The organism is Streptomyces musisoli, from assembly GCF_016741855.1.
Taxonomy (GTDB): domain Bacteria; phylum Actinomycetota; class Actinomycetes; order Streptomycetales; family Streptomycetaceae; genus Streptomyces; species Streptomyces musisoli.
On sequence record NZ_JAERRH010000003.1, the window covers coordinates 179,646 to 205,351 of the forward strand.

General features: G+C 71.3%; 25 protein-coding genes. 17 read left to right on the top strand and 8 right to left on the bottom strand.

Features of this window, described 5'->3' with window-relative positions:
- The first annotated feature begins 27 nt into the window (after window positions 1–27).
- The 4 genes from JK361_RS09055 to fabF all read left to right on the top strand — a co-directional run bounded on the left by JK361_RS09055 (window position 28) and on the right by fabF (window position 3,743).
- Window positions 28–996, top strand: coding sequence for an ACP S-malonyltransferase (locus JK361_RS09055; protein ID WP_201815198.1), 969 nt, complete (start codon window positions 28–30; stop codon window positions 994–996).
- Window positions 997–1,012: 16 nt separating this feature from the next.
- The gene (locus JK361_RS09060) at window positions 1,013–2,044 is read left to right on the top strand and encodes a ketoacyl-ACP synthase III (RefSeq protein WP_201815199.1); all 1,032 of its coding nucleotides are present in this window, start codon (window positions 1,013–1,015) and stop codon (window positions 2,042–2,044) included.
- A gap of 81 nt (window positions 2,045–2,125) precedes the next feature.
- A complete protein-coding gene (locus JK361_RS09065) occupies window positions 2,126–2,374 on the top strand; it encodes an acyl carrier protein (protein WP_018545314.1) in 249 nt (82 codons plus the stop codon).
- A gap of 106 nt (window positions 2,375–2,480) precedes the next feature.
- Window positions 2,481–3,743, top strand: coding sequence for a beta-ketoacyl-ACP synthase II (fabF, locus tag JK361_RS09070; RefSeq protein WP_201815200.1), 1,263 nt, complete (start codon window positions 2,481–2,483; stop codon window positions 3,741–3,743).
- Between the two features lie 154 nt (window positions 3,744–3,897).
- On the opposite strand, the gene JK361_RS09075 is transcribed toward fabF, so the two are convergent.
- On the bottom strand, window positions 3,898–4,392 hold the full coding sequence (locus JK361_RS09075; protein WP_201815201.1) for a DUF3145 domain-containing protein: 495 nt from the start codon (window positions 4,390–4,392) through the stop codon (window positions 3,898–3,900).
- A gap of 256 nt (window positions 4,393–4,648) precedes the next feature.
- Here JK361_RS09075 and JK361_RS09080 point away from each other — a divergent pair, with 256 nt between their 5' ends.
- From JK361_RS09080 to JK361_RS09085, 3 genes are all read left to right on the top strand, one after another.
- Complete coding sequence (locus JK361_RS09080) at window positions 4,649–5,533, top strand: SGNH/GDSL hydrolase family protein (protein WP_201815202.1); 885 nt, start codon at window positions 4,649–4,651, stop codon at window positions 5,531–5,533.
- Between the two features lie 425 nt (window positions 5,534–5,958).
- Window positions 5,959–6,081 carry a hypothetical protein gene (locus tag JK361_RS42015; RefSeq protein WP_268983132.1) on the top strand — a complete coding sequence of 41 codons (123 nt, stop codon included), beginning with the start codon at window positions 5,959–5,961 and terminating at the stop codon, window positions 6,079–6,081.
- Between the two features lie 75 nt (window positions 6,082–6,156).
- Complete coding sequence (locus JK361_RS09085; RefSeq protein WP_201815203.1) at window positions 6,157–7,464, top strand: pyroglutamyl-peptidase I; 1,308 nt, start codon at window positions 6,157–6,159, stop codon at window positions 7,462–7,464.
- Here JK361_RS09085 and JK361_RS09090 read toward each other — a convergent pair.
- The 3 genes from JK361_RS09090 to JK361_RS09100 are packed head-to-tail and all read right to left on the bottom strand — an operon-like array spanning window position 7,436 to window position 9,339.
- Entirely contained in the window at window positions 7,436–8,050 is a 615-nt protein-coding gene (locus tag JK361_RS09090) for a LysE family translocator (protein ID WP_201815204.1), read from the bottom strand. The two genes, JK361_RS09085 and JK361_RS09090, sit on opposite strands and share 29 nt — an antisense overlap.
- On the bottom strand, window positions 8,047–8,862 hold the full coding sequence (locus JK361_RS09095) for an EI24 domain-containing protein (RefSeq protein ID WP_201815205.1): 816 nt from the start codon (window positions 8,860–8,862) through the stop codon (window positions 8,047–8,049). Before JK361_RS09095 ends, JK361_RS09090 begins: the two co-directional genes overlap by 4 nt.
- Before the next feature lie 39 nt (window positions 8,863–8,901).
- A complete protein-coding gene (locus tag JK361_RS09100; RefSeq protein ID WP_201815206.1) occupies window positions 8,902–9,339 on the bottom strand; it encodes a MarR family winged helix-turn-helix transcriptional regulator in 438 nt (145 codons plus the stop codon).
- 87 nt (window positions 9,340–9,426) lie between these two features.
- Between JK361_RS09100 and JK361_RS09105 the strand changes: the two genes are divergently transcribed.
- Together JK361_RS09105 and JK361_RS09110 are read left to right on the top strand one after the other, a co-directional pair.
- Window positions 9,427–10,425 carry an NADP-dependent oxidoreductase gene (locus tag JK361_RS09105; protein WP_201815207.1) on the top strand — a complete coding sequence of 333 codons (999 nt, stop codon included), beginning with the start codon at window positions 9,427–9,429 and terminating at the stop codon, window positions 10,423–10,425.
- 94 nt (window positions 10,426–10,519) lie between these two features.
- On the top strand, window positions 10,520–10,939 hold the full coding sequence (locus JK361_RS09110; RefSeq protein ID WP_201815208.1) for an organic hydroperoxide resistance protein: 420 nt from the start codon (window positions 10,520–10,522) through the stop codon (window positions 10,937–10,939).
- A 212-nt stretch (window positions 10,940–11,151) separates the two neighbouring features.
- Here the strand turns inward: JK361_RS09110 and JK361_RS09115 are convergent, their stop codons facing one another.
- Together JK361_RS09115 and JK361_RS09120 are read right to left on the bottom strand one after the other, a co-directional pair.
- A complete protein-coding gene (locus JK361_RS09115) occupies window positions 11,152–12,312 on the bottom strand; it encodes a serine hydrolase domain-containing protein (protein ID WP_201815209.1) in 1,161 nt (386 codons plus the stop codon).
- Between the two features lie 261 nt (window positions 12,313–12,573).
- Window positions 12,574–13,530, bottom strand: a complete 957-nt coding sequence (locus JK361_RS09120) for an SCO2400 family protein (protein WP_201815210.1) — start codon at window positions 13,528–13,530, stop codon at window positions 12,574–12,576.
- A gap of 200 nt (window positions 13,531–13,730) precedes the next feature.
- Here JK361_RS09120 and JK361_RS09125 point away from each other — a divergent pair, with 200 nt between their 5' ends.
- The 8 genes from JK361_RS09125 to JK361_RS09160 all read left to right on the top strand — a co-directional run bounded on the left by JK361_RS09125 (window position 13,731) and on the right by JK361_RS09160 (window position 24,087).
- Window positions 13,731–14,888: a mandelate racemase/muconate lactonizing enzyme family protein gene (locus JK361_RS09125; protein WP_201815211.1), complete on the top strand. Its 1,158-nt coding sequence runs from the start codon at window positions 13,731–13,733 to the stop codon at window positions 14,886–14,888.
- Complete coding sequence (locus JK361_RS09130) at window positions 14,885–15,889, top strand: zinc-dependent alcohol dehydrogenase (RefSeq protein WP_201815212.1); 1,005 nt, start codon at window positions 14,885–14,887, stop codon at window positions 15,887–15,889. Before JK361_RS09125 ends, JK361_RS09130 begins: the two co-directional genes overlap by 4 nt.
- Before the next feature lie 195 nt (window positions 15,890–16,084).
- Entirely contained in the window at window positions 16,085–17,086 is a 1,002-nt protein-coding gene (locus JK361_RS09135; RefSeq protein ID WP_201815213.1) for a hypothetical protein, read from the top strand.
- Between the two features lie 4 nt (window positions 17,087–17,090).
- Window positions 17,091–18,200 carry a multiple monosaccharide ABC transporter substrate-binding protein gene (gene chvE, locus JK361_RS09140; protein WP_201815214.1) on the top strand — a complete coding sequence of 370 codons (1,110 nt, stop codon included), beginning with the start codon at window positions 17,091–17,093 and terminating at the stop codon, window positions 18,198–18,200.
- Between the two features lie 44 nt (window positions 18,201–18,244).
- A complete protein-coding gene (gene mmsA, locus JK361_RS09145; protein ID WP_201815215.1) occupies window positions 18,245–19,795 on the top strand; it encodes a multiple monosaccharide ABC transporter ATP-binding protein in 1,551 nt (516 codons plus the stop codon).
- Window positions 19,792–21,036, top strand: a complete 1,245-nt coding sequence (gene mmsB, locus JK361_RS09150; RefSeq protein WP_201815216.1) for a multiple monosaccharide ABC transporter permease — start codon at window positions 19,792–19,794, stop codon at window positions 21,034–21,036. The genes mmsA and mmsB overlap by 4 nt, the downstream gene beginning before the upstream one ends.
- Before the next feature lie 26 nt (window positions 21,037–21,062).
- Entirely contained in the window at window positions 21,063–22,241 is a 1,179-nt protein-coding gene (locus JK361_RS09155) for an aldose epimerase family protein (protein ID WP_201815217.1), read from the top strand.
- Window positions 22,242–22,341: 100 nt separating this feature from the next.
- Window positions 22,342–24,087 (top strand): pyridoxal phosphate-dependent aminotransferase, encoded by a 1,746-nt coding sequence (locus tag JK361_RS09160; protein WP_201815218.1) that lies wholly within the window; start codon window positions 22,342–22,344, stop codon window positions 24,085–24,087.
- Window positions 24,088–24,237: 150 nt separating this feature from the next.
- Here JK361_RS09160 and JK361_RS09165 read toward each other — a convergent pair whose 3' ends face one another.
- Together JK361_RS09165 and JK361_RS09170 are read right to left on the bottom strand one after the other, a co-directional pair.
- Window positions 24,238–24,888 carry a DUF4360 domain-containing protein gene (locus tag JK361_RS09165; protein ID WP_201815219.1) on the bottom strand — a complete coding sequence of 217 codons (651 nt, stop codon included), beginning with the start codon at window positions 24,886–24,888 and terminating at the stop codon, window positions 24,238–24,240.
- Between the two features lie 359 nt (window positions 24,889–25,247).
- Window positions 25,248–25,706: an RrF2 family transcriptional regulator gene (locus JK361_RS09170; RefSeq protein WP_201815220.1), complete on the bottom strand. Its 459-nt coding sequence runs from the start codon at window positions 25,704–25,706 to the stop codon at window positions 25,248–25,250.

Below are 25,706 nucleotides of genomic sequence, written 5' to 3' on the forward strand. Positions count from 1 at the left end.
TGCCCGTCCCCAAGAGAGAGTGTGAGAGTGCTCGTACTCGTCGCTCCCGGCCAGGGCGCCCAGACGCCCGGCTTCCTGACCCCCTGGCTCGAACTGCCCGGCGCCGCGGACCGCGTCGCCGCGTGGTCGGACGCCATCGGACTGGACCTGGTCCACTACGGCACCCAGGCCGATGCCGACGCCATCCGTGACACCGCCGTGGCCCAGCCGCTGCTGGTCGCCGCCGGCATCCTGTCCGCCGCGGCACTCGGTGCCTACTCCTTCGCGGACGCGGCGGGCCCCGAGATCGTCCCGGGCGCGGTCGCGGGCCACAGCGTCGGCGAGATCACCGCCGCCGCCTTCGCCGGCATCCTGGACGACACGGCCGCCCTGCGTCTGGTCCGCAAGCGGGGTCTGGCGATGGCCGACGCCGCCGCGGTCACCGAGACCGGCATGGCGGCGCTGCTCGGCGGCGACCCCGACGTGACCCTCCCGCACCTGGAGAAGCTGGGCCTGACCCCGGCGAACATCAACGGCGCGGGCCAGATCGTCGCCGCGGGCACGCTGGAGCAGCTGGCCGCGCTGAACGAGGACAAGCCCGAGGGCGTCCGCAAGGTCGTCGCGCTGAAGGTCGCCGGCGCCTTCCACACCCGTCACATGGCCCCCGCTGTCGAGACCCTGGCCGCGGCCGCGGCGGAGCTGACGCCGGCCGACCCCCGGGTCACCTACGTCTCCAACAAGGACGGCCAGACCGTCGCGTCCGGTGCCGAGGTGCTGGAGCGGCTGGTCGGCCAGGTCGCCAACCCGGTCCGCTGGGACCTGTGCATGGAGACGTTCGGGAAGCTGGGCGTCACCGCGCTCGTCGAGGTGTGCCCGGGTGGCACCCTGACCGGCCTGGCCAAGCGGGCCCTGCCCGGCGTCAAGACCCTCGCCCTGAAGACCCCTGCCGACCTCGACGCTGCCCGCGAGCTGATCGCAGAGGCGTCCACACCTGCCGCTGACGCGGCGGGCGCCTGACAAGGAGCCCGAGAGCATGTCGAAGATCAAGCCCAGCAAGGGCGCCCCGTATGCGCGCATCCTCGGCGTCGGCGGCTACCGGCCGACCCGGGTGGTGCCCAACGAGGTGATCCTCGAGAAGATCGACTCGTCCGACGAGTGGATCCGCTCCCGCTCCGGCATCGAGACCCGGCACTGGGCGGGTCCCGAGGAGACGGTCGCCGCGATGTCCGTCGAGGCCGCCGGCAAGGCGATCGCCGACGCGGGCATCGACGCCGAGCAGATCGGCGCCGTGGTCGTCTCGACCGTCTCGCACTTCAGCCAGACCCCGGCCGTCGCCACCGAGATCGCCGACAAGCTCGGCACCGACAAGGCCGCCGCCTTCGACATCTCGGCCGGCTGCGCGGGCTTCGGCTACGGCCTGACCCTCGCCAAGGGCATGGTGGTGGAAGGTTCCGCCGAGTACGTGCTCGTCATCGGCGTGGAGCGGCTGAGCGACCTGACCGACCTGGAGGACCGCGCGACCGCGTTCCTGTTCGGTGACGGCGCCGGCGCGGTCGTGGTCGGCCCCTCCAAGGAGCCGGCGATCGGCCCGACCGTGTGGGGTTCCGAGGGCGACAAGTCCGGGACCATCAAGCAGACCGTCCCCTGGGACCGGTTCAGGATCGGCGACCTCACCGAACTGCCCGTCGACAGCGAGGGCAACGTCAAGTTCCCTGCGATCACGCAGGAGGGCCAGGCGGTGTTCCGCTGGGCCGTGTTCGAGATGGCGAAGGTCGCCCAGCAGGCGCTGGACGCGGCCGGAATCACCCCGGACGACCTGGACGTCTTCATTCCGCACCAGGCCAATGTGCGGATCATCGACTCGATGGTGAAGACACTGAAGCTGCCGGAGCACGTCACGGTCGCCCGTGACATCCGCACCACCGGCAACACCTCGGCCGCCTCGATCCCGCTCGCGATGGAGCGGCTCCTGGCGACCGGGGAGGCGAAGAGCGGCGACACCGCGCTCGTCATCGGATTCGGGGCGGGTCTCGTCTACGCCGCCACGGTCGTTACCCTCCCCTAGGCACTCCGTGCCGGATCATGCGGTCCGGAACGGATACACCTGCCACAAACCGTCTGGATTATCGAAGAAGGAGCGCCTGACATGGCCGCCACTCAGGAAGAGATCGTCGCCGGTCTCGCCGAGATCGTGAACGAGATCGCCGGGATCCCCACCGAGGACGTCCAGCTGGACAAGTCCTTCACCGACGACCTGGACGTCGACTCGCTGTCCATGGTCGAGGTCGTCGTCGCCGCCGAAGAGCGCTTCGACGTGAAGATCCCCGACGAGGACGTCAAGAACCTCAAGACCGTCGGCGACGCGACCGACTACATCCTCAAGCACCAGGCCTGAGCCATTCCGTAGGCCAAGGCTGCGAGGCCCCGCCACCCGGCGGTGGCGCCGTAATCCCCGCAGACGCGGGGGTAGTCCTCCCGTATCCGTTGGAGAAAGAATTCCCGTGAGCCCGACCAATCGCACCGTGGTCGTCACCGGTATCGGCGCAACCACACCGCTGGGTGGCGACGCAGCCTCGACCTGGGCGGCCCTCGTCGCCGGCAAGTCCGGCGTCAGCCTGCTCGAAAAGGAGTGGGCGGCGGAGCTGCCGGTCCGGATCGCCGCGCAGATCGCCGTCGAGCCGGGTGAGATCATCCCGCGCCCGCAGGCCCGCAAGCTGGACCGGTCCGCGCAGTTCGCGCTGATCGCCGCCCAGGAGGCCTGGAAGGACGCCGGTTTCACCGCCAAGGCCGGTGAGGACGCGTCCGTGAACCCCGACCGTCTCGGTGCGGTCATCGCCTCCGGCATCGGCGGCGTGACGACCCTGCTGGACCAGTACGACATCCTCAAGGAGAAGGGCGTACGCCGCGTCTCCCCGCACACCGTGCCGATGCTGATGCCCAACTCCCCGGCGGCCAACGTCGGGATCGAGCTGGGCGCCCGCGCGGGTGTGCACACCCCCGTCTCCGCCTGCGCCTCGGGCGCTGAGGCCATCGGGTACGCGATCGAGATGATCCGCACCGGGCGTGCGGACGTGGTCGTGGCCGGTGGTACCGAGGCCGCCATCCACCCGCTGCCCATCGCGGCGTTCGGCAACATGATGGCGATGTCCAAGAACAACGACGACCCGAAGGGCGCCTCGCGTCCCTACGACTCCGGCCGTGACGGCTTCGTGCTCGGCGAGGGCGCCGGTGTGATCGTCCTGGAGTCCGAGGAGCACGCGAAGGCCCGCGGCGCCCGGATCTACGCCGAGGCGATCGGCCAGGGCATCTCCGCCGACGGCCACCACATCACGCAGCCCGAGCCGTCCGGCAACGGCATCGCGCACGCGCTGCAGAACCTGCTGGACCACACCGACCTGAAGCCGGCCGAGATCGTGCACGTGAACGCGCACGCGACCTCCACGCCGCAGGGCGACGTCGCCGAGATCAAGGCGCTGCGGAAGGTGTTCGGCGACGACGTCGACCACATGGCGATCTCCGCGACCAAGTCGATGACCGGTCACCTGCTCGGTGGCGCCGGTGGCATCGAGACCGTCGCGTCGATCCTGGCGCTGGTGAACCGCACGGCTCCGCCGACCATCAACGTGCGCGAACTCGACCCCGAGGTCAACGCGGACGTGGTCGTCGGTGAGGCGCGTCAGCTGCCCGAGGGCCGTATCGCCGCGCTGAACGACTCGTTCGGGTTCGGCGGGCACAACGTGGTGCTGGCGTTCCGGACGATCTGAGTCCCCTGACGCGTAAGGGCCCGGTCTCCTGTGCTGGAGGCCGGGCCCTTCGCCGTCGACGGATCCCGTCGTCGCCGGATGCGGGTCCCCTGTGGCTGGTCGGGCCCGCGCGGTGGAGCCGCACATCGGCACGGCCCCGCGCCCCTTCGGGCGTTCACACCACCTGGTGCAGCCAGCGCACCGGGGCGCCCTCGCCCGCGTAGCGGAAGGGCTCCAGTTCGTCGTCCCAGGGCTTGCCCAGGAGCTTGGCGATCTCCGCTTCCAGATCGGTCTCGCCGCGCTGGGATCGGGTCAGGGCCGCGCGCAGGCGGTCCTCGGGGATGAGGATGTCTCCGTGGATGCCGGTGACGGCGTGGTAGATGCCGAGGTCGGGGGTGCAGCTGTAGCGCTCGCCCTCGGCGGTCGGGCAGGGCTCGGCGGTGACCTCGAAGCGCAGCAGGTGCCAGCCGCGCAGGGCGGAGGCCAGCTTGGAGGCGGTGCCGGCCTCGCCCTGCCAGGAGAATTCCGAACGCCAGGTGCCGGGGGCCGCGGGCTGCCGGATCCAGTCCAGGCTGACGCGCGTGCCGAGCACCCCGGCGACCGCCCACTCGACGTGCGGGCACAGCGCGCGCGGCGCGGAGTGCACGTACAGAACTCCACGTGTCGTCACCGGAACCTCCGGGCAGAGCGGGACATCTTGCGGTCTGGCTGGGCGGCAGTGGCACAACGGCCGCGCTGATGGCGAGGCTACCCTGCGGCGGCGCAAGGAGTGTGACGTACCGTCGGTCCCGGTGCCAGGAAACCGTCGCCATTCACCCAGGGGGACGCTTGTACGGGGGTACGCCGTTCCCGGGCGCCCGGCCGGGAACCCTCGCACGTTGTTATGTGAGGGAGCACCGGACCGTCGAGCGAGGGGAACAGCAGGGATGCGGAAGCGAAGCCACCGTGTGCGGACCGCTCTCGCCGTCGTGGCGGCCGTGGTGGTGGGGGCCGCCGGCTGTGACGGCGGGGACGGGAGCGCGCCACGGCCCGAGGGGACCAAGGCGCGCGCGGCCCGGCCTCCGGTGTGGGACCGCAGCCCGGAGTCGATCGCCGCGGTGGGCGACTCCATCACCCGCGGCTTCGACGCGTGCACGGTGCTGTCGGACTGCCCGGAGGCGTCGTGGGCGACGGGCAGCGACGCCCGGGTGGACAGCCTGGCGGTGCGGCTGCTGGGTGCGGCGGGGGCGGCGGAGCACAGCTGGAACTACGCGGTGACCGGCGCCCGGATGGCCGATCTGCCCGAGCAGATGGAGCAGGCCGCCTCCCACGCTCCGGATCTGGTGACGGTGATGGTGGGCGGGAACGACGCCTGCCGGTCCTCGGCGTCGGCGATGACCTCGGTGGCCGAGTTCCGCGCGGACTTCGAGGAGGCGATGGGCACGCTGCGCTCGGCGCAGCCGAAGACGCAGGTGTACGTGTCGAGCGTGCCGGATCTGAAGCGGCTGTGGTCCGAGGGCCGGACGAACATGCTGGGCAAGCAGGTGTGGAAGCTGGGCATCTGCCCGTCGATGCTGGCCGACGCGGACGATCTGACCGGCGCGGCGATGCTGCGCCGGGACAGCGTGCAGCGGCGGGTGGTGGAGTACAACAAGGTGCTCGAGGAGGTCTGCGCCAAGGACCGTCGCTGCCGCTTCGACGACAACGCGGTGTACCACTACCGCTTCGGCACGGGCCAGCTCAGCCACTGGGACTGGTTCCACCCCAGCAAGGACGGCCAGGCCCAGCTGGCGGAGATCGCGTACCGGAGGATCACGGCGCGGAACCCGTGACCCGGGGCTGCCGGACCGGGCACCGGTCCGCCGGGCCCTGTCGTCACGTCCCCGCCCGCTCTCCGGGCGGCCGACGGGGGTTGCCGCGAGCCCCGGTCCAGGGGTCAGGTCCCGGACCGGGGCTGCTCGCGGGGGGACTTTGGCCCCGGTGTGCGGGGACTGTCCCGGATCAGACGTTAATCGGCGCGGTGGGCCTGCGGACGGCGATCGAGCGTCCGGCGGTGATCTCGTACGAACCCTTCACAAACGCCCGCGCCTTCGCACCGGTACCGCCGCCGCGGCCTCGATCTCCACCTGGGCCTGAGGACGGAACAGGCGCGGGACTTCGACGGTCATGCCGGTGGGCGGGGCGCCGGTGAGGAACTCGCGGCGGACGGCGCCGTACTTCGGCTCTGCGGGCCGGGTCCCGGCCGCGGGTGGCCCATGTGCGGGCGTTCCTCGGGACGTTGTGCGCGCAGGCCGAGGGGATGACCGGCACCATGGCGCAGGCCGAGGGGATCACCGGCACCACCGCGGACGCCGAGGGGATCACCCGCACCATGGCGTAGGCCGCCGCCGGCACGCGATACTGCCGCCGTCCACCGCACCACGCGCCCCACAGCGACGGAAGGACCCGAACCCCCTTGACCCGCATACGTCTTCGCCTCGGCATCCTTGCCCTGGCCCTGCTGACCGGCCTGTCCACCCCCGCCACCGCGGCCGACGCCGCACCCGCCGCGCCCGCGGCCCCCTCCCCCACCGTCGAGGAACAGCGGCTCGACGGCGCCGTACCGCAGGAGATCCTGCGGCGTTCGGGGTTCTACGACGCGGCACCGCGGTTCGGCCGCGCGCTGGAGGGGACGCGCTCCTACGCGGAGGCCGGCCGTGTCGTCGCACGGGAGGGGACCGCGCTGTGGCGGCGGGCCGTGGCACGGGCACAGGGGCGGGGGCCTGACGGGCCCGGGGCGCTTGCCCGGCAGGGTGGTGAGCGAGGGGCGGACCTGTCCCTGGACGACGACCGGCCGCTGTACTGGGCGCGGCTGGGGATGACCCGTCAGGTGCGTACCTGGCAACCGGGGTTCGGCCTCACGCAGGAGCAGCGGACGGCGTTGCTCACCCGGCTGGAGCGGGCCTCGCGCGGGCAGACCGACGTCCGCTATCCGGGGAAGGGCCACCTGCGGCGCGTCCTGCTCACCGGCTTCGACCCCTTCACCCTCGACCGGGACATCCGCATCTCCAACCCGTCCGGGGCGGCCGCCCTCGCGCTCGACGGCACGGTGATCCGGACGGCCGGGGGCCCGGCGCGCGTCGAGACGGTCGTGTTCCCGGTGCGCTGGCAGGACTTCGCCGAGGGCACGGTGGAGCGGACGCTGCGGCCGTACCTGCCGCACGTCGACCTGTTCACGACCGTGAGCCAGGGCCGCGTCGGCCGGTTCGACGTCGAGCGCACCAACGGCGCCTGGCGCGGCGGCTTCCCGGACAACGACGACGTCTCGCGCACGGAGACCGTCCCGGTCACCGATCCGGCGACCCAGCCCCAGTGGACCGGCACCACGCTGCCGTACGCCGCCGTCGTGGCCGCGCGGACGGGACGCTTCCCGGTCTACGACCACACGGAGGTGACCGAGATCCCGGCGGGGGGCACCGGTCCCGTCGTACGGGCGGACGGCCCGACCCCCGGTTCGACGGCCCGTGCCGGGGGCGGCGGCGACTACCTCTCCAACGAGATCGCCTACCGGGCCACCCTGCTGCGGGACCGGCTCGGCCTGCACGGCACCCTGCCCGGCGGGCATGTGCACACGCCCGTCCTCCGGTTCGGCGCCGGCAACACCGACCCGGCGACCGGCACGGTCACCGACCCGGAGTTCATACAGAACCGGCTGGACATCATCGCGCAGGTGCGGTCGATCGTGACCGTCGCGCTCAGTGCGACGGAGCGAACGCGAGGCTGATGCCGAGGCCGGCCAGGACGGAGCCGATCACCTTGTTGAGGACCTTCTGGGCGCGCAGCATCACGGCGCGCATCCGGGAGTGCGAGAAGAACGCGGCGACCACGCCGAACCACAGCAGGTGGGCCAGCGACATGAACAGGCCGTAGCCGGCCTGCTGGTAGAGCGGGGTGTCCGGGCTGACGACCTGGGCGAAGGTGGAGACGACGAACAGGGTCGTCTTGGGGTTGAGCACGTTGGTGAGGAAGCCGGTGCGCAGGGCGGCGAGCGGGGTCAGCTCCCGCTTGTCGTCCAGGTCGATGCGCACTTCGCCGCGGGTGCGGTAGGTGCGGACGCCGACGTACACCAGGTATGCGGCGCCGATCAGCTTGATCACCGTGAACAGGGCGGTGGAGGAGGCGATCAGCAGGCCGACGCCGAGCAGGGTGTACGTGACGTGGACCAGGACGCCTGCCGCCACGCCCACGGCGGCGAGCAGACCGGTGCGGCGGCCGTACAGGTAGCTGTTGCGGACGATCATCGCGAAGTCCGCGCCGGGGGCGATCACGGCGAGGACCGTGATGACGGCGACGGCGAGTATCTGGGTCATGGGGTGACGTCCTCCGTGTCGGGCCGTCCACCGGGCGCACCGGGTGCGGCGGAGCCGTCGTCGGCGCTCTCCTCGCCCAGCAGGTCACGGGCGAGGAGCGTGGCGCCCGCGACCGCGCCCGGCATCAGGAACACCGCGACGAAGGGAACCAGGAAGGCCAGGCCCAGGGGGGTGCCGAAGCCCCAGACCAGGGTCTTGCGGGAGCGGAACAGGGCGAGGCGGGCGCGCAGTTCGACGCCCCGGCGCTGCAGGGCCACGGCGGCGAGTTCCTCGGTGAGGAAGAAGCCGGTGACGAAGAAGCCGATCACGGGTACGGCGGTCTGTCCGACGAAGGGCAGGAACCCGAGGGCGAAGAGCAGCACGCCCCACAGCGCGGCCCGGACCAGCACGCGCAGGCTGTCCCGGGCCGATATCCACAGCTCGCGCCAGAGCGGGAGGTCCGACCGGGGAGCGGTGCCGTCGGGCGAGACGTCGGCGTCGACCTTCTCCGAGAGGTTCTCGTAGAAGGGCTGGCCGACCAGCAGGGTGACGGCCGTGAACGTCAGCACGGCCAGCAGCAGGCCGAGGGCGAAGAGGACGGCCGTCAGGAAGCCGCGGAACAGGCCCTGCCAGGGGCTCCCCCAGTCGTCCGCGAACGGGGTCGCCCAGGTGACCGCGTCCGCGCCCCACAGGGCGAGGGCCGTCAGCGCCGCCGCGTACAGCACCAGTGTGATCAGGCCGGGCAGCAGCCCGAACCCGAACTGGCGGCCGTGCCGCGCCACCCACCGCTGGCCCTTCAGCAGATAACCGAAACCCACCCCAAGATCACGCATGGCGAGGACTCTACTGGCTGGGCGCGGCCGAGGGGACGGTCAGCCGGCCAGCATGCGGCGCAGCAGGTCCCGCAGGGAGCGCCGTTCCTCCTCCGACAGTCCGGCGAGCGGCTCGCGGGCGAAGTGGAGGCCCTCGCGCAGGTGCCGGGCCACCTGGCGGCCCTCCTCGGTGGCGGCGGCCACCTTCACCCGGCGGTCGGCCGGGTCGGGGCGGCGCTCCACCAGTCCGCGGGACTCCAGGCGGTCGACGATCCCGGTCACGTTCGACGGCTCGCACTTCAGCTTCTGCGCCAGCTTGCGCATCGGCAGCGGGCCCAGCAGGAGCAGGCTGAGGAGCCGGGCCTGCGGACCGGTCAGCGTGTGCTCGCCCGCCGCCTTCTCGTAGTCCGCGTAGAACCGGGACACCACGTCACCGATCAGTTCGACGACCTCCATGGTGAGGGCGTCGGGAGGGTGGGTTCTCGATGGGGTGGACATGCCCACATGATAGCCACTTACTTGACATCATGAAATATTCAGGCGCATTGTTGTTTCAGGTACTGAAGTAACACCGAAAGGCACGTCATGATCAACCGCGAGTGGCACCTGCTCAGCCGTCCCGTCGGCTGGCCGAAGCCCGAGGACTTCGCCCTGGTCGAGGCGCCGGTCCCGACCCCGCGCGAGGGCCAGGTGCTGGTGCGGAACAAGTACCTCTCCGTCGACCCGTACATGCGCGGCCGGATGAGTGCCGCGAAGTCGTACGTCGCCCCCTTCGAGCTGGGCAAGGCCATGCAGGGCGGCGCGGTCGGCGAGGTGATCGAGTCGAACGCCGAGGGGATCGCGGTCGGCGACCACGTCCTGCACTTCCTCGGCTGGCGCGAGTACGCGGCCGTGGACGCGCAGCACGCCGTCAAGCTGGACGCGGGGGCCGCGCCCCTGTCGGCGTACCTCGGCGTCCTCGGCATGACCGGTCTGACCGCCTACGCCGGCCTGCTGCGCACCGCCTCCCTCAAGGAGGGCGACGTCGTGTTCGTGTCGGGCGCGGCCGGCGCCGTCGGCAGCCAGGTGGGCCAGATCGCCAAGCTCAAGGGCGCCTCCCGGGTCATCGGCTCGGCCGGCTCCGACGAGAAGGTCAAGCTGCTGGTGGAGGAGTACGGCTTCGACGCTGCCTTCAACTACAAGAACGGCCCGGTCGCCGAGCAGCTGCGCGAGGCCGCGCCCGACGGCATCGACGTCTACTTCGACAACGTCGGCGGGGACCACCTGGAGGCGGCGATCGGGTCGCTCAACGAGGGTGGCCGGATCGCGGTCTGCGGCATGATCTCGGTCTACAACAACACCGAGCCCGCCCCCGGCCCGAGGAACCTCGCCCGGCTGATCCAGACCCGCGGCCGGATCGAGGGCTTCCTGGTCAGCGACCACTACGACCTCCAGCCGCAGTTCGTCCAGGAGGTCGCCCCGTGGGTCGGCTCGGGGGCGCTGAAGTACCGGGAGACCGTGGTCGAGGGCATCGAGAACAACCTGGAAGCGTTCCTCGGGGTGCTGCGCGGCGACAACACCGGCAAGATGGTCGTCAAGCTCTAGCCTTCACGACGTTTTCGGCATGCGGTAACTTCTTTCCGAAATCCGTCGTCGATCGTGGGCGCGAGTCGCGGCGGACCTAGGAGGAGACAACCGCATGCCCATCACGCAGTCCGACGTCCTGTACACCGCCGTCGCCACCGCCGAGAACGGCCGCGACGGCCGGGTCGCCACCGACGACGGCAAGCTCGACGTGGTCGTGAACCCGCCCAAGGAGATGGGCGGCAACGGCGCCGGCACCAATCCGGAGCAGCTGTTCGCCGCCGGATACAGCGCCTGCTTCCAGGGGGCGCTCGGTGTCGTGGCCCGGCAGGAGGGTGCCGACATCTCCGGCTCGACGGTCACGGCCAAGGTCGGTATCGGCAAGAACGAGGACGGTTTCGGGATCATCGTGGAGATTTCGGCCAGCATTCCGAACGTCTCCGCCGACGCGGCCCGGGAGCTGGTCGAGAAGGCGCACCAGGTGTGCCCCTACTCGAAGGCGACCCGCGGGAACATCACCGTGACGCTGGTCTGACCTTCGTCGTTGCGCACAACGGCAGCCGCATCCTTGGACGTGGGATGCGGCTGCGTCATGCCGCCAGGGCCGTGCCCTCCGGACCGTGCCGGGCTCGCGGACCCTGGCACCGCGCCCCGATCCGGCCGGATCCGAACAGAAGGCCCTGGCATCAGCGGCCGAACACCAGCCGGCCGCGTCACCGACCTCTCCGGACGGCACGCCCAGGGCCTCTAGCGGGTCGCCAGGGCCGCCGCCTGGACGGCCGCCGCCAGCCTGTTGTTCTCCGGTGCGGCTCCCCCCGGGAAGGCGAACCGCCGGCGCGTGTAGCCGTAGGCGATGCCGCCGCGCGGGTCCGCGAAGGCCTGGACGCCGTTCGCGCCGCTGTGGCCCAGCGTGCCGGCGCCCAGGAAGGGGTGCCAGGTGTCGGCGGTCGCCTGGAAACCGAGGCCGAAGGACTTGTGGGCGCCGGCCACCAGGTCGTACCCCACCGAGTGGATCTGGCCGAACTCCGCCAGCGTGTCCTCCTTCAGCAGCGGGGTCCGGCCGTCCACCTCGCTGATCATCGCCGCGTACATGCCCGCGAGGCCGCGTGCCGAGCCGGTCCCGCCTACCGAGGCGGGCCCCTTGGCGCGGATCACCCGCTCGTTCGGCAGGCTCTCCAGGTCGGTGGGCTCCGCGACGTGCCGGTTGAAGGCGATCGACGCGAGGGTGTACGGGCCGTCCGGCACGGCGTCGAGCCGCGCCTGCTGCGCGGGGGTCGGCCGCATCGGCTGGACCGTGCGGAACCGGGGCTCGTGCGCGGCCGGCAGACCCAGGTACAGGTCGAGGCCCTGGGGGACGCGGATCCGCTCCTCGTACACCTCCTGGAGCGTACGGCCCGTCGCCCGGCGGACGATCTCACCGGTCAGCGCGCCGATCACCAGCGCGTGGTGACCGAAGGCCGTGCCCGGCCGCCAGAACGGCCGCTGGTCGGCGAGGCGCTCGGCGATCACCCGGTCGTCGGCCAGCTCGGCCCGGCTGAAGCCGGTGTCGGTGCCGACCAGCCCCGCCCGGTGCGCGAGCAGGTCCCGCAGCGTCAGCGCGCCCTTGCCCTCGGCGGCGAACTCCGGCCAGTAGTAGGTGACCTTGCGGTCCACCTCCAGCGTGCCGTCCTGCACGAGCAGCGCGGTGACCAGGTGCGCCGCACCCTGCGTGGCCGCGTACACGCCGTACAGCGAGTCACCCGTCACGCCCGCGCCGGTCCACAGGTCCACGACGCGGCGACCGTGGACGTACGCGCACAACTGGCCCTCGTAGTCGTCCCCTTCACCGGCGGCGACAGCCGCGAACTCCTCGCGCACCGGCTCGAAGCCCTCGGCGACCGTGCCCTGGACGGTGATCTGCTGCGACATCCACTCTCCTCGACCGATCCACTGCCCGCTGTTCCCCCTCGGCGCAACGCCCGCGCCGGCTTCGGGCGTTACCTGGATCGGTACGGCGGGACGTGCCCGTTCGACTCAACCTCCGCGAGGGCCCCGGGTGTCACGGATGCCCCGGACGGCGGAGGGGACACGGTGGCGCGGGGCGCACCGGGGCGCGACTCGGGTACACCACCGGACTCGGAGGCAGTACCGGACTCGGAAGCAGTACCGGACTCGGCTGCACCACCGGACTCAGGTGCACCACCAGAGGAAGCGGTCGCAGGTCTTCGTGGGCGACGGCTCGGGGGTGGGGTCGGCGGTCGTCGGCGCGGCGGTCGGGGTCGAGGGCGAGCTGCCGGCCGGGGCGGCCGGGGTGGTGGCGGTCGCCCCGGAGCCCGTCGTGGCCGACTGCTGCGCCTTGCCGGTGGCCTGGACGGAGGGGGACGCGGACTCCGTCTTTCGGGGGGACGCGGAGGCGGACGGTGAGGCCGAGGCGTCCGGGGATGCGGAGCCGCGGTGACTCGGGGTGGTGCCGGAGGCGGCGTCGACCGGTTGGGCCGTGTGGTCCGGCACGGTGGAGGCGGCCCCGCCGTCCACCGCGGTGTCACCGGCCGGGGCCGGGGTGTCGCTGGAGAAGGGAGAGAAGGGCGCGTCGGTGCCGAGTTCGGCGAGGCTGAGGCCGCCGGCCGCGAGCACGAAGCCGGCCGCGACCAGCAGGGTGCGGCGCCGGCGGCGCCGGTGCACGGCGGCCTTGCGGTCCCGCCGGCTGCCGTCGGCACGGGCATCGGCGCGGGTGGCGGCGCGCCGGCCGGCCGGGGCACCGCCCTCGGCGGGCTCGTCGTCCTCGCCGGCCTCCTCCGGCCGGACCGGCTCGTCCGGCTCGTCCCGGCGGCCCGCTCCGTCCGCCCCCCGCGGGCCTTCCGGTCCCTCCGGTTCCCCATGACCGCCGTACGGTCCGCCGTACGGCGCGGCGTGCTCCCCGTAAGGCCCGGGGTGCTCGTCGTACGGCTCGCTGTACGACTCGTCGTACGACCCCTCGTACGGGTGACCCCCGTACGGGGCCGATGCCTGCGCATGGCTCTGCTCGTACCCGTGCGCGTGCCCGGCCGGCACCGCCGCGGGGACGGCGAGCCGGTCGGCCGGAGTTCCGCACCCGGGGCAGGCCAGGGCGCCATTCAGGTGCCGTTGGCACGGGGAGCAGTAGTCCATGACGCGGGAAGACTAAGGTCCGCGCGGGTCCGGTTCCAGGCGCCCCTGTGAAGGTTTGGTGCGAGATCGAAAGAGTTCTCGAAAGCCTTGCCGAAACCGTTACCTGTTCGACCCATTGACACCTTTGCCGCCCCGTCCTTACTGTCACGCCAACATTTCGAACGTGTGACGAAATCTCGAACAGCGGAGAGGCAACTGCCGTGCGCATCACCGGAATCAGCACGCACGTGGTCGGCACGCCGTGGCGCAACCTGACCTACGTCCAGGTGCACACCGACGAGGGGATCACGGGAGTCGGTGAGACCCGGATGCTCGGTCACACCGACGCGCTCGTCGGTTATCTGCGCGAGGCCGAGGCCAACCACATTCTCGGATCGGACCCGTTCGCTGTCGAGGACCTGGTGCGCCGGATGAAGTACGGCGACTACGGCCGGGCCGGCGAGATCGTCATGTCCGGCATCGCGGTGGTCGAGATGGCGTGCTGGGACATCAAGGGCAAGGCGCTGGGCGTGCCGGTGTGGCAGCTGCTCGGCGGGAAGGTGACGGACAAGGTCAAGGCGTACGCCAACGGGTGGTACACGACCGAGCGGACCCCGGAGGCGTACCACAAGGCCGCGCAGGCGGTCGTGGAACGCGGTTACCGGGCACTGAAGATCGACCCGTTCGGCACCGGCCACTTCGAGCTGGACCACCAGGAGACCCTGTACGCCGTCTCGCTCATCGAGGCGGTGCGGGACGCCATCGGCCCGGAGGCCGAGCTGATGCTGGAGATGCACGGCCGCTTCTCCCCCGCCACCGCCGTCCGGCTGGCCAGGGAGATGGCGCCGTTCAAGCCCGCCTGGCTGGAGGAGCCCGTACCCCCGGAGAACCTCAAGGCGCTGGAGAAGGTCACGGCCAAGGTCGACATCCCGGTCGCCACCGGTGAGCGCATCCACGACCGGATCGAGTTCCGCGAGCTGTTCGAGAGCCAGGCCGTGGACATCATCCAGCCAGACGTCGGCCACCTCGGCGGCATCTGGGAGACCCGCAAGCTGGCCGCGACCGCCGAGACGCACTACATGCTCGTCGCCCCGCACAACGTCGGCGGGCCCGTCCTCACCGCCGCCTCCCTCCAAGTCGGGTTCAGCTCCCCGAACTTCAAGATCCTCGAACACTTCAACGACTTCGCGGACGCGGAGATCAAGAAGGTGGTCAAGGGGGCGCCGCAGGTCGTGGACGGGTACTTCCACCTCTCCGACGCGCCCGGTCTCGGCGTCGAGCTGGACGTCGACGCTGCGGCCGAGTTCCCGCAGCAGCAGGCCCGGTTCGACCTGTGGGCCGAGGGCTGGGAGCAGCGCAAGCCGAAGGGCACGAAGTGAGTTCCCAGATCCTGATCGAGGCGCCGGGCGCCCATCGGGTGGAGGACCACACGCCCCGGGACCCCGGTCCGGGCGAGGCGCTGATCGCCGTGCACGCCGTCGGCATCTGCGGCAGCGACCGCGAGGTGTACCAGGGCACCCGGCCCGAGGGGTACGTCCGTTACCCGCTCACACCCGGCCACGAGTGGTCCGGGACGGTGTGGGCGGTGGGCGCGGACGTGCCGGAGGGCCTCGTCGGCCGCAAGGTCGTCGGCGAGGGTTTCCGCAACTGCCAGGTCTGCGACCGCTGTCACGCGGGTGAGACCACACTGTGCGGCGCGGGGTACGAGGAGACCGGCTTCACCCGGCCCGGGGCCATGGCCACCACGCTCACCCTCCCGGCCCGGCTGCTGCACCCGCTGCCGGACGACGCCGACCTCACCGCCGCCGCCCTGCTGGAGCCGGCCGCCTGTGTCGCGACCGCGGCGCTGAAGGCGAACGCCCGGCCGGGCGAGCGGGTCGCGGTGGTCGGCACGGGCACGCTGGGCATGTTCGCGGTGCAGTTCCTGAAGGCGGTCTCGCCGGCGGAGCTGCTCGTCGTGGGCACCCGCGGGGAACGGGAGGCGCTCTCCCGGCGGTTCGGCGCGACCGGGTTCCGGCTCAGCGACCAGGAGCTGCCCGACGACTTCGACGTCGTGATCGAGACCGCCGGGTCCGCGTCCGCCGCGCGCACCGCCGCCTCGCTGCTCCGGCGCGGCGGACGGCTGGTCCTGACGGGCATCCCGGCGCCGGGCGCGGACGGACTCGACCCCACCGGACTCGTCGTACGGCAGCTGGAGGTGCACACCGTCTTCGGCGCGCCGCCGGCCGCCTGGGCGCACACCGTGCGGGTGTTCGGCGCCGGACTGCTGGACCCGCTGCCGCTGATCACGCACGAGCTGCCGCTGACCGAGTTCTCCCAGGCCATCGAGCTGGTGGGGGCCGGTGATCCGAAGGTGGGCAAGGTGCTGCTCCGCCCCTAGGGGATTTCGTCCGGATCGGGCCGGATCAGTGAGCCCGGCGTGATCCGGACGAGGGACCCCGGGGCCCCTCCAGTCGTACGCCGGTCGGGGCGTGACCTGACGGCGCCCTGGCCGGCGTACCACCGGTGCCTTTCCCTGCCCAGCGCCGCGAACCTCGTCCGATATATCGAACACTCAGGATGCTAAGGACAGCCAGTGAACGACGCTTCCGCCCCGGCAGTGCGCAGGCCCGGTGAGCAGCCGCTCGCCGCACTCGGCCTGGGCGCGCCCGCCCTCGACCCCGCCGACGCCTCCGTCCACAGCTTCCCGGGCGGCGGCCGCTGGCGCACCGAGATCCCCTCGTGCGAGGGTCCCGAAGCGCTGGCGGTCGTCCTCAAGGAGGCCTCGCGCCTCGATGTGCCGGTCCACCGGATCAGCCAGGGCAGCGGCGTGTGGATGCTCACCGACGCCGAGATCACCGAGATGGTCGGGGCCACCGCCGAACGCGACATCGAACTCTGCCTGTTCACCGGCCCGCGCGGCACCTGGGACATCGGAGGCTCGGTGCGGTCCGACTCGCGGGGGGCCGGGCTGCGCGCGCGGGGCCACGACGCGGTCGCCGGCTGTGTCGAGGACGCCGTCCGCGCCACCGAACTGGGCGTCAAGTGCCTGCTCGTCGCCGACGAGGGCGTGCTGTGGACCCTGCACCGGGCCCGCGCGGGCGGCATCATCCCGGCCGACACCACGCTGAAGGTCTCGGCGCTCATCGGCCCCGTCAACCCGGCCTCGTACGCCGTCTACGAGCGGCTCGGCGCCGACTCCGTCAACGTGCCCAGCGATCTGACGCTGGACCACCTCACCGAGATCCGCCGGGTGTCCGGCGCCCCGATGGACATGTACATCGAGGCCCCGGACGACCTCGGCGGCTACGTCCGGATGTACGAGGTCGCCGAGCTGATCCGGCGCGGCGCACCGCTGTACCTGAAGTTCGGGCTGTCCAGGGCGCCCGGCATCTACCCGTGGGGCACGCACCTGCGGGACGTGACCCTGGACACCGCCCGGGAGCGGGTGCGGCGCGGCCGGCTCGCCCTGGACCTGCTCGCCCGGCACGGCGCGGACGACGGCATGGCGCCGCTCGGCTCCCGGCTGCCCGGAACGCTCAACCGCTTCCCCGTCGGAGCTCTTGCTCCTCTCAACGACGAGAACGACAAGGACTGATCCCATGCGCAACCGCAGAGCCGCACTCGCCCTGCTGGCCTCGGCCGCCTCGCTGGCCCTCACCCTGACCGCCTGCGGCCAGAACGGCGAGGGCGGCAGCAAGGAGAAGCCGGGCGACACCAAGGGCGCCACCATCGGCATCGCCATGCCGACCAAGTCCTCCGAGCGCTGGATATCCGACGGCAAGAACGTCGTGAAGGACCTGGAGGCCAAGGGGTACAAGACCAAGCTGGTGTACGGCGAGGACGACCCCGAACAGCAGGTCTCGCAGATCGAGAACCTGATCACGCAGGGCGTCAAGGGCCTCATCATCGCGGCCATCGACAACAAGTCCCTGAACAGCGTGCTCCAGCAGGCCGCGGACGCCGGCATCCCGGTGATCTCCTACGACCGGCTGATCCTCGGCAGCAAGAACGTCGACTACTACGCCTCGTTCGACAACGAGAAGGTCGGCAGGCTCCAGGGCCAGTACATCGTGGACAAGCTCGGGCTCGGCAAGGGCGGGAAGGGCCCGTTCAACATCGAGCTGTTCGCCGGCTCCAACGACGACAACAACACCCGGTACTTCTTCGACGGCGCGATGAGCGTGCTGAAGCCCTACCTGGACAGCAAGCAGCTCGTCGTCCGGTCCGGCCAGACCGCGCTCAACAAGGTCACCACCCTGCGCTGGGACGGCGCCACCGCGCAGCGGCGCATGGACGACATCCTCACCTCCTCGTACAAGAGCGAGCGGGTCGACGCCGTCCTCTCGCCCTACGACGGCATCTCCATCGGCGTGCTCTCCGCGCTGAAGTCGGACGGCTACGGCTCCGGGAGCAAGCCGCTGCCCGTCATCACCGGCCAGGACGCCGAGCTGGCCTCCGTGAAGTCGATCATCGGCGGTCAGCAGACGCAGACCGTCTACAAGGACCTGCGCAAGCTGGCCGAGGTCGCCTCGACGATGATCGACGACCTCCTGAAGGACAAGAAGCCCCAGGTCAACGACGTCAAGTCGTACGACAACGGCACCAAGGTCGTCCCCGCCTACCTGCTCCAGCCGGTCAGCGTCGACAAGACCAACTACGAGGACGTGCTCGTCAAGGGCGGCTACTACACGGACGCCCAGCTCAAGTGAGTCCCGACCGACCGACGACCCCACACTGATTGGAAGGCACGACCATGGCGGGACCCGTCCTGGAAATGCGCTCGATCGTCAAGACCTTTCCCGGTGTCAAAGCGCTCTCGGACGTCACGCTGACGGTGCGTCAGGGCGAGGTCCACGCCATCTGCGGCGAGAACGGCGCCGGAAAGTCCACCCTGATGAAGGTGCTCTCCGGCGTCCATCCGCACGGCAGCTACGAGGGCGAGATCCTCTTCGAGGGCGAACCCTGCCGCTTCAGGGACATCCGGGCGAGCGAGCACCACGGCATCGTCATCATCCACCAGGAGCTGGCGCTGGTGCCGTACCTCTCCGTCGCGGAGAACATCTTCCTCGGCAACGAGCACGCCACGCGCGGGCTCATCAACTGGAACGACACGCTCAGGCACGCCACCGAACTGCTGCGCCGGGTCGGTCTGTCCGACCACCCGGAGACCCGGGTCGCCGACATCGGCGTCGGCAAGCAGCAGCTCGTGGAGATCGCGAAGGCGCTGTCGAAGAAGGTGAAGCTGCTCATCCTGGACGAGCCGACGGCGGCGCTGAACGACGAGGACAGCGGCAAACTGCTCGACCTGATCCTGGAGCTGAAGAAGCAGGGCATCACCTCGATCATCATCTCCCACAAGCTGGGCGAGATCCGCCGGGTCGCCGACTCGGTGACGATCATCCGGGACGGGCGCTCCATCGAGACGCTGGACGTGAAGGACCCGGGGACGACCGAGGACCGGATCATCAGCGGCATGGTCGGCCGCGACCTCGACCACCGCTTCCCCGAGCGCACCCCGCACCACGCCGAGGAGGGCACGGCCCCGGCGCTGGAGATCCGCGACTGGACCGTGCACCACCCGATCGACCAGCAGCGCAAGGTCGTCGACCACGTGTCGCTCCAGGTGCGGCGCGGGGAGATCGTCGGCATCGCGGGCCTCATGGGCGCCGGGCGCACCGAGCTGGCCATGAGCGTCTTCGGACGGTCGTACGGCCGGTACGCGGGCGGCACGGTCCTCAAGGACGGCAGGGAGATCCGGACGAAGTCCGTCCCCGAGGCGATCGGGCACGGGATCGCCTACGTCACCGAGGACCGCAAGCACTACGGCCTCAACCTCATCGACACCGTCAACCGCAACATCTCGCTGACCTCCCTCGCCAAGGTGGCCCGGCGCGGTGTGGTCGACGAGCACGAGGAACGGCAGGTCGCCGAGGGTTTCCGCACCTCCATGAACATCAAGGCGCCGACCGTCTTCGAGCCGGTGGGCAAGCTCTCGGGCGGCAACCAGCAGAAGGTCGTCCTCAGCAAGTGGATCTTCGCGGGTCCGGACGTCCTGATCCTGGACGAGCCGACGCGCGGTATCGACGTCGGCGCCAAGTTCGAGATCTACACGGTCATCGACAAGCTGGCAGCCGAGGGCCGGGCGGTCGTCTTCATCTCCTCCGAGCTGCCGGAGCTGCTCGGCATGTGCGACCGCATCTACACGATGGCCGCGGGGCGGCTGACCGGCGAGTTCTCCCGGGCCGAGGCATCCCAGGAAGCACTGATGCGCCAGATGACGAAGGACGAAGAGGTGACCCGATGAGCACGGACGTGACCGCCAGGACCCCGGCCCCGGCGCCGCCCGGGAAGAGCGGCGACGCGGCCCCCGGCGGCCTGCTGCGGCTGATGCTGGACGGCCTGCGCAACAACATGCGGCAGTACGGCATGCTGATCGCGCTCGGCCTGATCGTGGTCCTGTTCTCGGTGTGGACCGACGGCGACCTGCTGCTGCCCCGCAACGTCTCCAACCTGGTGCTCCAGAACAGCCACATCCTGATCCTCGCGATCGGCATGATGCTGGTCATCATCGCGGGCCACATCGACCTGTCGGTCGGTTCCCTGACGGCGTTCATCGGCGCGTTCGCGGCCGTCCTGACGGTGCAGCACGGGGTGGCCTGGCCGGTCGCCCTGGTGCTGTGCCTGCTGGTCGGCGCGGTGGCCGGCGCCGTACAGGGCTTCATGATCGCCTACTTCGGCATACCCTCGTTCATCGTCACCCTCGCCGGGATGCTGATCTTCCGCGGCCTGACGGAGATCCTCCTGGAGGGCCAGACCCTCGGCCCGTTCCCGGCCGGTCTGGAGAAGATGGGCAACGGCTTCCTGCCGGAGACCGGTCCGAACACCAACTACCACAACCTCACCCTGCTGCTGGGCATCGTCCTGATCGTCTTCACGGTCCTCCAGGAGTTCCGCGACCGCAGGCGCCAGCAGGAGTTCTCGCTCGAGGTCGCGCCGCGCAACCTCTTCCTGCTCAAGCTCGTCGCCATCAGCGCCGCGATCCTCGTCGTCACGATGCTGCTCGCCAGCTACAAGGGCGCGCCGATCGTGCTGATCATCCTCGGCGCGCTGGTGGTCGGCTACGGCTACGTCATGCGCAACGCCGTCTTCGGCCGGCACATCTACGCGATCGGCGGCAACCTGCCGGCGGCGAAGCTGTCCGGCGTCAAGGACAGGAAGGTCACCTTCTACGTCTTCCTGAACATGGGCGTGCTCGCGGCCCTGGCGGGTCTGGTGGTCGCCGGCCGCCTGAACGCGGCCTCGCCGAAGGCCGGCCTCAACTTCGAACTCGAGGCCATCGCCTCGTCGTTCATCGGCGGCGCGTCCATGAGCGGCGGTGTCGGCACCGTCCTCGGCGCCATCATCGGCGGTCTCGTCCTCGGCGTGCTGAACAACGGCATGAACCTCCTCAGCGTGGGCACCGACTGGCAGCAGGTCATCAAGGGCCTGGCCCTGCTGGTGGCGGTCGGGTTCGACGTGTGGAACAAGCGCAAGTCCGGTTCGTAAGGGCCCAGACAAGGGAGCCGCACCTCATGGAACTGAACAGACGCACGGTCATCGCGGGAGCAGCCGCGGCGGGTCTCGCCGCCACCGCCCTCGGCACGACGGAGGCATCGGCCGCCGACGCGCGGGGCGACCGGGCCGCCTCCGGAGGCGGGAAGCCGGTGAGGGAACTCTTCGGCAGGCTCGCCGACGGCACCAGGATTCACCGCTGGTCGCTGGAGAACGGCGGCACCCGGCTGAAGGTGCTGAGCTACGGCGGCATCGTCCAGGCCCTGGAAATCCCCGACCGGCACGGCCGGTACGCCAACGTCGTGGCCGGTTTCGACGACATCGCCGACTACGTCGCGAAGAGCCCGTACTTCGGCGCGTTGATCGGCCGGTACGGCAACCGCATCGACAAGGGCCGGTTCACGCTGGACGGCACGTCGTACCAGCTCTCCGTGAACGACGGCGTCAACAGCCTGCACGGCGGCGCCCAGGGCTTCGACAAGCACGTGTGGGACGTCGAGCCGTTCACCCAGGGCCCGGACGTCGGCCTGCGCCTGCACTACACGAGCGCCGACGGCGAGATGGGCTACCCGGGCACGCTCAGGGCGACGGTGACGTACACCCTCACCCGGCACGGCGACTGGCGCATCGACTACGCGGCCACCACCGACAAGGCCACCGTCGTCAACCTCACCAGCCACGTGTACTGGAACCTGGCCGGCGAGGGCAGCGGCACGATCGAGGACCACGAACTCACGATCGCCGCCTCCCGCTACACCCCCACCGACCCGGGCCTGATCCCCACCGGCGAACTGGCCCGGGTGGCGGGCACCCCGTTCGACTTCCGGCGCGCCAAGCCGATCGGCCGGGACATCCGGGCGGGCCACGAGCAGCAGGTGCGGGCCAAGGGCTACGACCACAACTGGGTCCTGGACAAGGGGATCACGGCGAAGCCCGAGCACATCGCGACCCTGCGCGACCCGCGCTCCGGCCGCACCCTGAGGATCGCCACCGACCAGCCGGGGCTCCAGTTCTACTCCGGCAACTTCCTGGACGGGACGCTCACCGGCACCGGTGGCCGCACCTACCGGCAGGGCGACGCCCTGTGCCTGGAGACGCAGCATTTCCCGGACTCGCCGAACCACGCGGACTTCCCGTCCACGGTCCTCAGGCCGGGACAGACATACCGGACGACGACGGTGCACACGTTCGGCGCGTGAAGTCACACACGCCCCGGACGAGTTGAACACCACAGCCGTCCCCTCCGTATCCAAGGGCGGCCCGTGCTCCCCCGCACGGGCCACCTGAACGGAGGTCCCCTTGGCCGGCAACGTCACCTCGTTGTTCCGCGGTACCGCCGCGCACAGCCCCTCCATGGCGGCGCTGACGCGGGAGGGCGGCGACGGAACCGGCCCGGTGGACTTCTGCATCCCGTGCAACCCGTACTTCCCGACGCCCGCCATGTTCGACGAGATGTCGGCCCGGCTGCGCGAGATCATCACGTACTACCCGAGCGGCGCCGACACCATCACGGGTGAGCTGTGCGGCCTGCTCCAGCTGCCGCCGCAGTGCGTGGCGATGGGCAACGGCTCCACCGAGCTGATCACCTGGATCGACCATCTGCTGGTCCGCGAGTCCCTGGCCGTCCCCGTGCCCACGTTCGGCCGCTGGACCGACCAGCCGATGGAGACGGGCAAACGGGTCGACATGTTCCCGCTCCAGGAGGCGAGCGACTTCGCCCTGGACCTCGGCCGGTACGCCGAGTTCATCCGGGCCCGGGGCACCCGGGTGGCGGTGATCTGCAACCCGAACAACCCCGACGGCGGCTATCTGCGCAAGCAGCAGGTCGTGCAGTTCATGGACGCCATGGCGGACCTGGACCTGGTGGTGATCGACGAGTCGTTCCTGGAGTTCGCCGACGCGGAGACCGAGCCGAGCGTCGTCCAGGAGGCCATGCTCCGCCCCAACGTGGTCGTGCTGCGCAGCCTGGGCAAGAACTTCGGGCTGCACGGCATACGCTTCGGCTACCTGGTCGCCAACCCGGCACTGGCCGGCAAGGTCCGCTCGATGCTGCCGAAGTGGAACCTCAACTCCTTCGCCGAGCACGTGGTGTTCATGCTGAAGGAGCACGGCGCCGAGTACGCGCAGAGCCTGACGCAGGTCCGCCGCGACCGCCTGGAGATGGCCAGCCAGCTGTCCGCGCTGCCCGGCCTCACCGTCTATCCCTCCCAGGGCAACTTCCTCTTCGTGCGCCTGCCCGTCGGCGCCGAGGGCACGGTGGTCCGGGACCGGATGCTCACCGAGCACCGGATCCTGGTCCGCGAGTGCGGCAACAAGATCGGATCCTCCAGCCGCTTCCTGCGGCTCGTGGTGCGCCCCCAGGTCGACGTGCGTCGCCTGGTGTCCGGCCTGGAACAGGTGCTCTACGGGACCAGGAGGGGAGCCGCCGTACCCGAGCTGGGCACCGGGACCAGCTACAGCTCGGGTACGGCGGCCGTCGACCGGCTGGTCAGCGAGACCAACGGGGCCGGTATGCAGCTCACCGCGGCCGGCCCCGCCCCGGCCGCCGGCACCGGCATGCCGCTCCCCGCCGCCGTCGCGCCGGCCGGCGGCGGGATGCCGATGCCGGCGGCAGCCCCGCCGATGCCCGGCCCGGTCCCGGCGTTCGCCCCGGCCCCCGCGCCGGCGCCACCCGCCCCCACCCCCGTACCCGCGCCCGCGCCCGCCGCCGTGGCGGCCCCCGCACCGGCCCCGGCCCCGGCCCCCGCGCCCGCACCGGCCCCGGCGCCCATACCCGTACCGGCCCCCGCACCCGTACCGGCTCCCGCACCCGTGCCCGCGGTCCCCGCGCCCGTGCCGGTCGCCCCCGCCGCGGCCGCCGCTCTCACTCCGCCCGGTGTGCCGGCCCGTGGCGGGCTCACCGCGGCCCAGGTGCGCGGGATGACGGCCCCGGCTTCCGGTCTGACCCCGGCGCCGGCCCCCGGTCTGACCCCGGCGCCGGCAACGGGCTGGCCCAACGCCCAGAGCTGGCCGAACGCCGCGGGGGCGGGGCAAGCGGCCGGCTGAGACGACCGCCACCGGTCACGAGGCGGAACGGGAACCCCCGCATCGCCACCGGTCACGAGGCGGAGGGGGAACCCCCGCACCGCCACCGGTCGCGAGGCGGAACGGGAACCCCCGCCATGGCACCTGCCGGCCATGGCGGGGGGCGCGTGCTCAGGAGGCCGGGCACTCCTTCCACGCCAGGTGGTACACCGTGCTGATGTCCCCGTCGGTCGAGTCCATCGTCATGAAGCTGACCTTGTCGGGGGACGTGCTGCCGGCGTTCACCCGCAGTTCGGTGTTGATGTTGAAGTTGCGCAGCACACCGCAGGGCGCCCAGACGAGCTGGGCCCAGTCGGTGGCATCGGTGGCCTGCCAGTCGTCGTTGTAGGGCCCGTTGAAGGGGTGGGTCCTGGGCACGGTGGTCGACGAGCCCTGGAAGTAGTACGAAGCCTTCTGCGTGCTGCTGGCGCCGCGCTGGAGGGAGGCGAAGCCCCGGTAGTCGGCGCTCGCGACCGCGTAGGTGAAGCCCTGGGGCACATGGACCACCAGATTGAGCTGGCAGTTCCGGCGGAAGGCCGTGGGATCGGAGCCGCCGCCCGCCTGGGCCAGGTACTCGCTGTAGGTCACGGTGAAAGCCGTGTTGTCCGGGGACACGGCCACGGCGGCCGTGCCCGCGGGACAACCGGAGCCGTTCACCGTGGCCACGTCGATGACGATCTTGTCCGGGGGCGGGTTGTCGAACACGTCGGAGGGGTTGTGGGCGGGTAGCGCGGTGGTGACCAGAGCGGCCACTGCGCCGCTCAGGAGGAGTCCACCAGCCATGGTTTCTCCCGGTTGTCGAGTGGGGGGTGTGACCTGCCACAGCCGTTCACGGGTGAAGAAACTGTGCGATACCTGTGAACCGGGGATGGAGGCGTGGGCATCGTAGGAAGCCCCGCCCGGGCCCGGGAGGGTGAACTCCGGCCATTCACACCGGGCTTTTCACGAACCCCGCCCGCCGCACCCGCCGCCGTCCCCGGCGGTCACGTCCACGCGCCGGCACGCGCCGGGGAGCCGGCACGGGGGGCTCTACACCGGCGTGCGTCTCGACCTCACCCGGTACCGCCTCGGCCCCCTGCACTACGACACCGGCCGGTCCCGCCGGCGCTCCGAAGTCGACGAGGCGGAGGCCCGTTGACGGGTCAGGGGTTCTCCCAGGCCGCCGGTTCCGCCGCCAGGGCGCGGACCGGATCGGGCAGGGCGTCCGCGGCGAGGTCGGCGAGGGTGACGCCCTCCAGGACGCGTCGGACGTTCGCCCGCAGGGCGATCCACAGCGGCAGCAGGGGCCGTGCCGTGCCCGTGTAGGCGAGACCCGTCGGGCGTTCGCCGCGGACCGACACGATCGGACCGTCGACCGCGCGGATGACATCCGCCACCGTGATCGAGGCCGCCTCCCGTGCCAGCCGGTAGCCGCCGCCCCCGCCGCGCCGGCTGTCCACGACGCCGGCCCGTCGCAGATCGCCCAGGATGCCCTCGAGGAACTTGTGCGGGATGTCCTGCACGGCGGCGATTTCCTCTGCCTTCACCGGACCGTTACCCTGCCGTACGGCCAGCTCCAGTACCGCCCGTACCGCGTAATCCGCCCGTGCCGAGATCCTCAT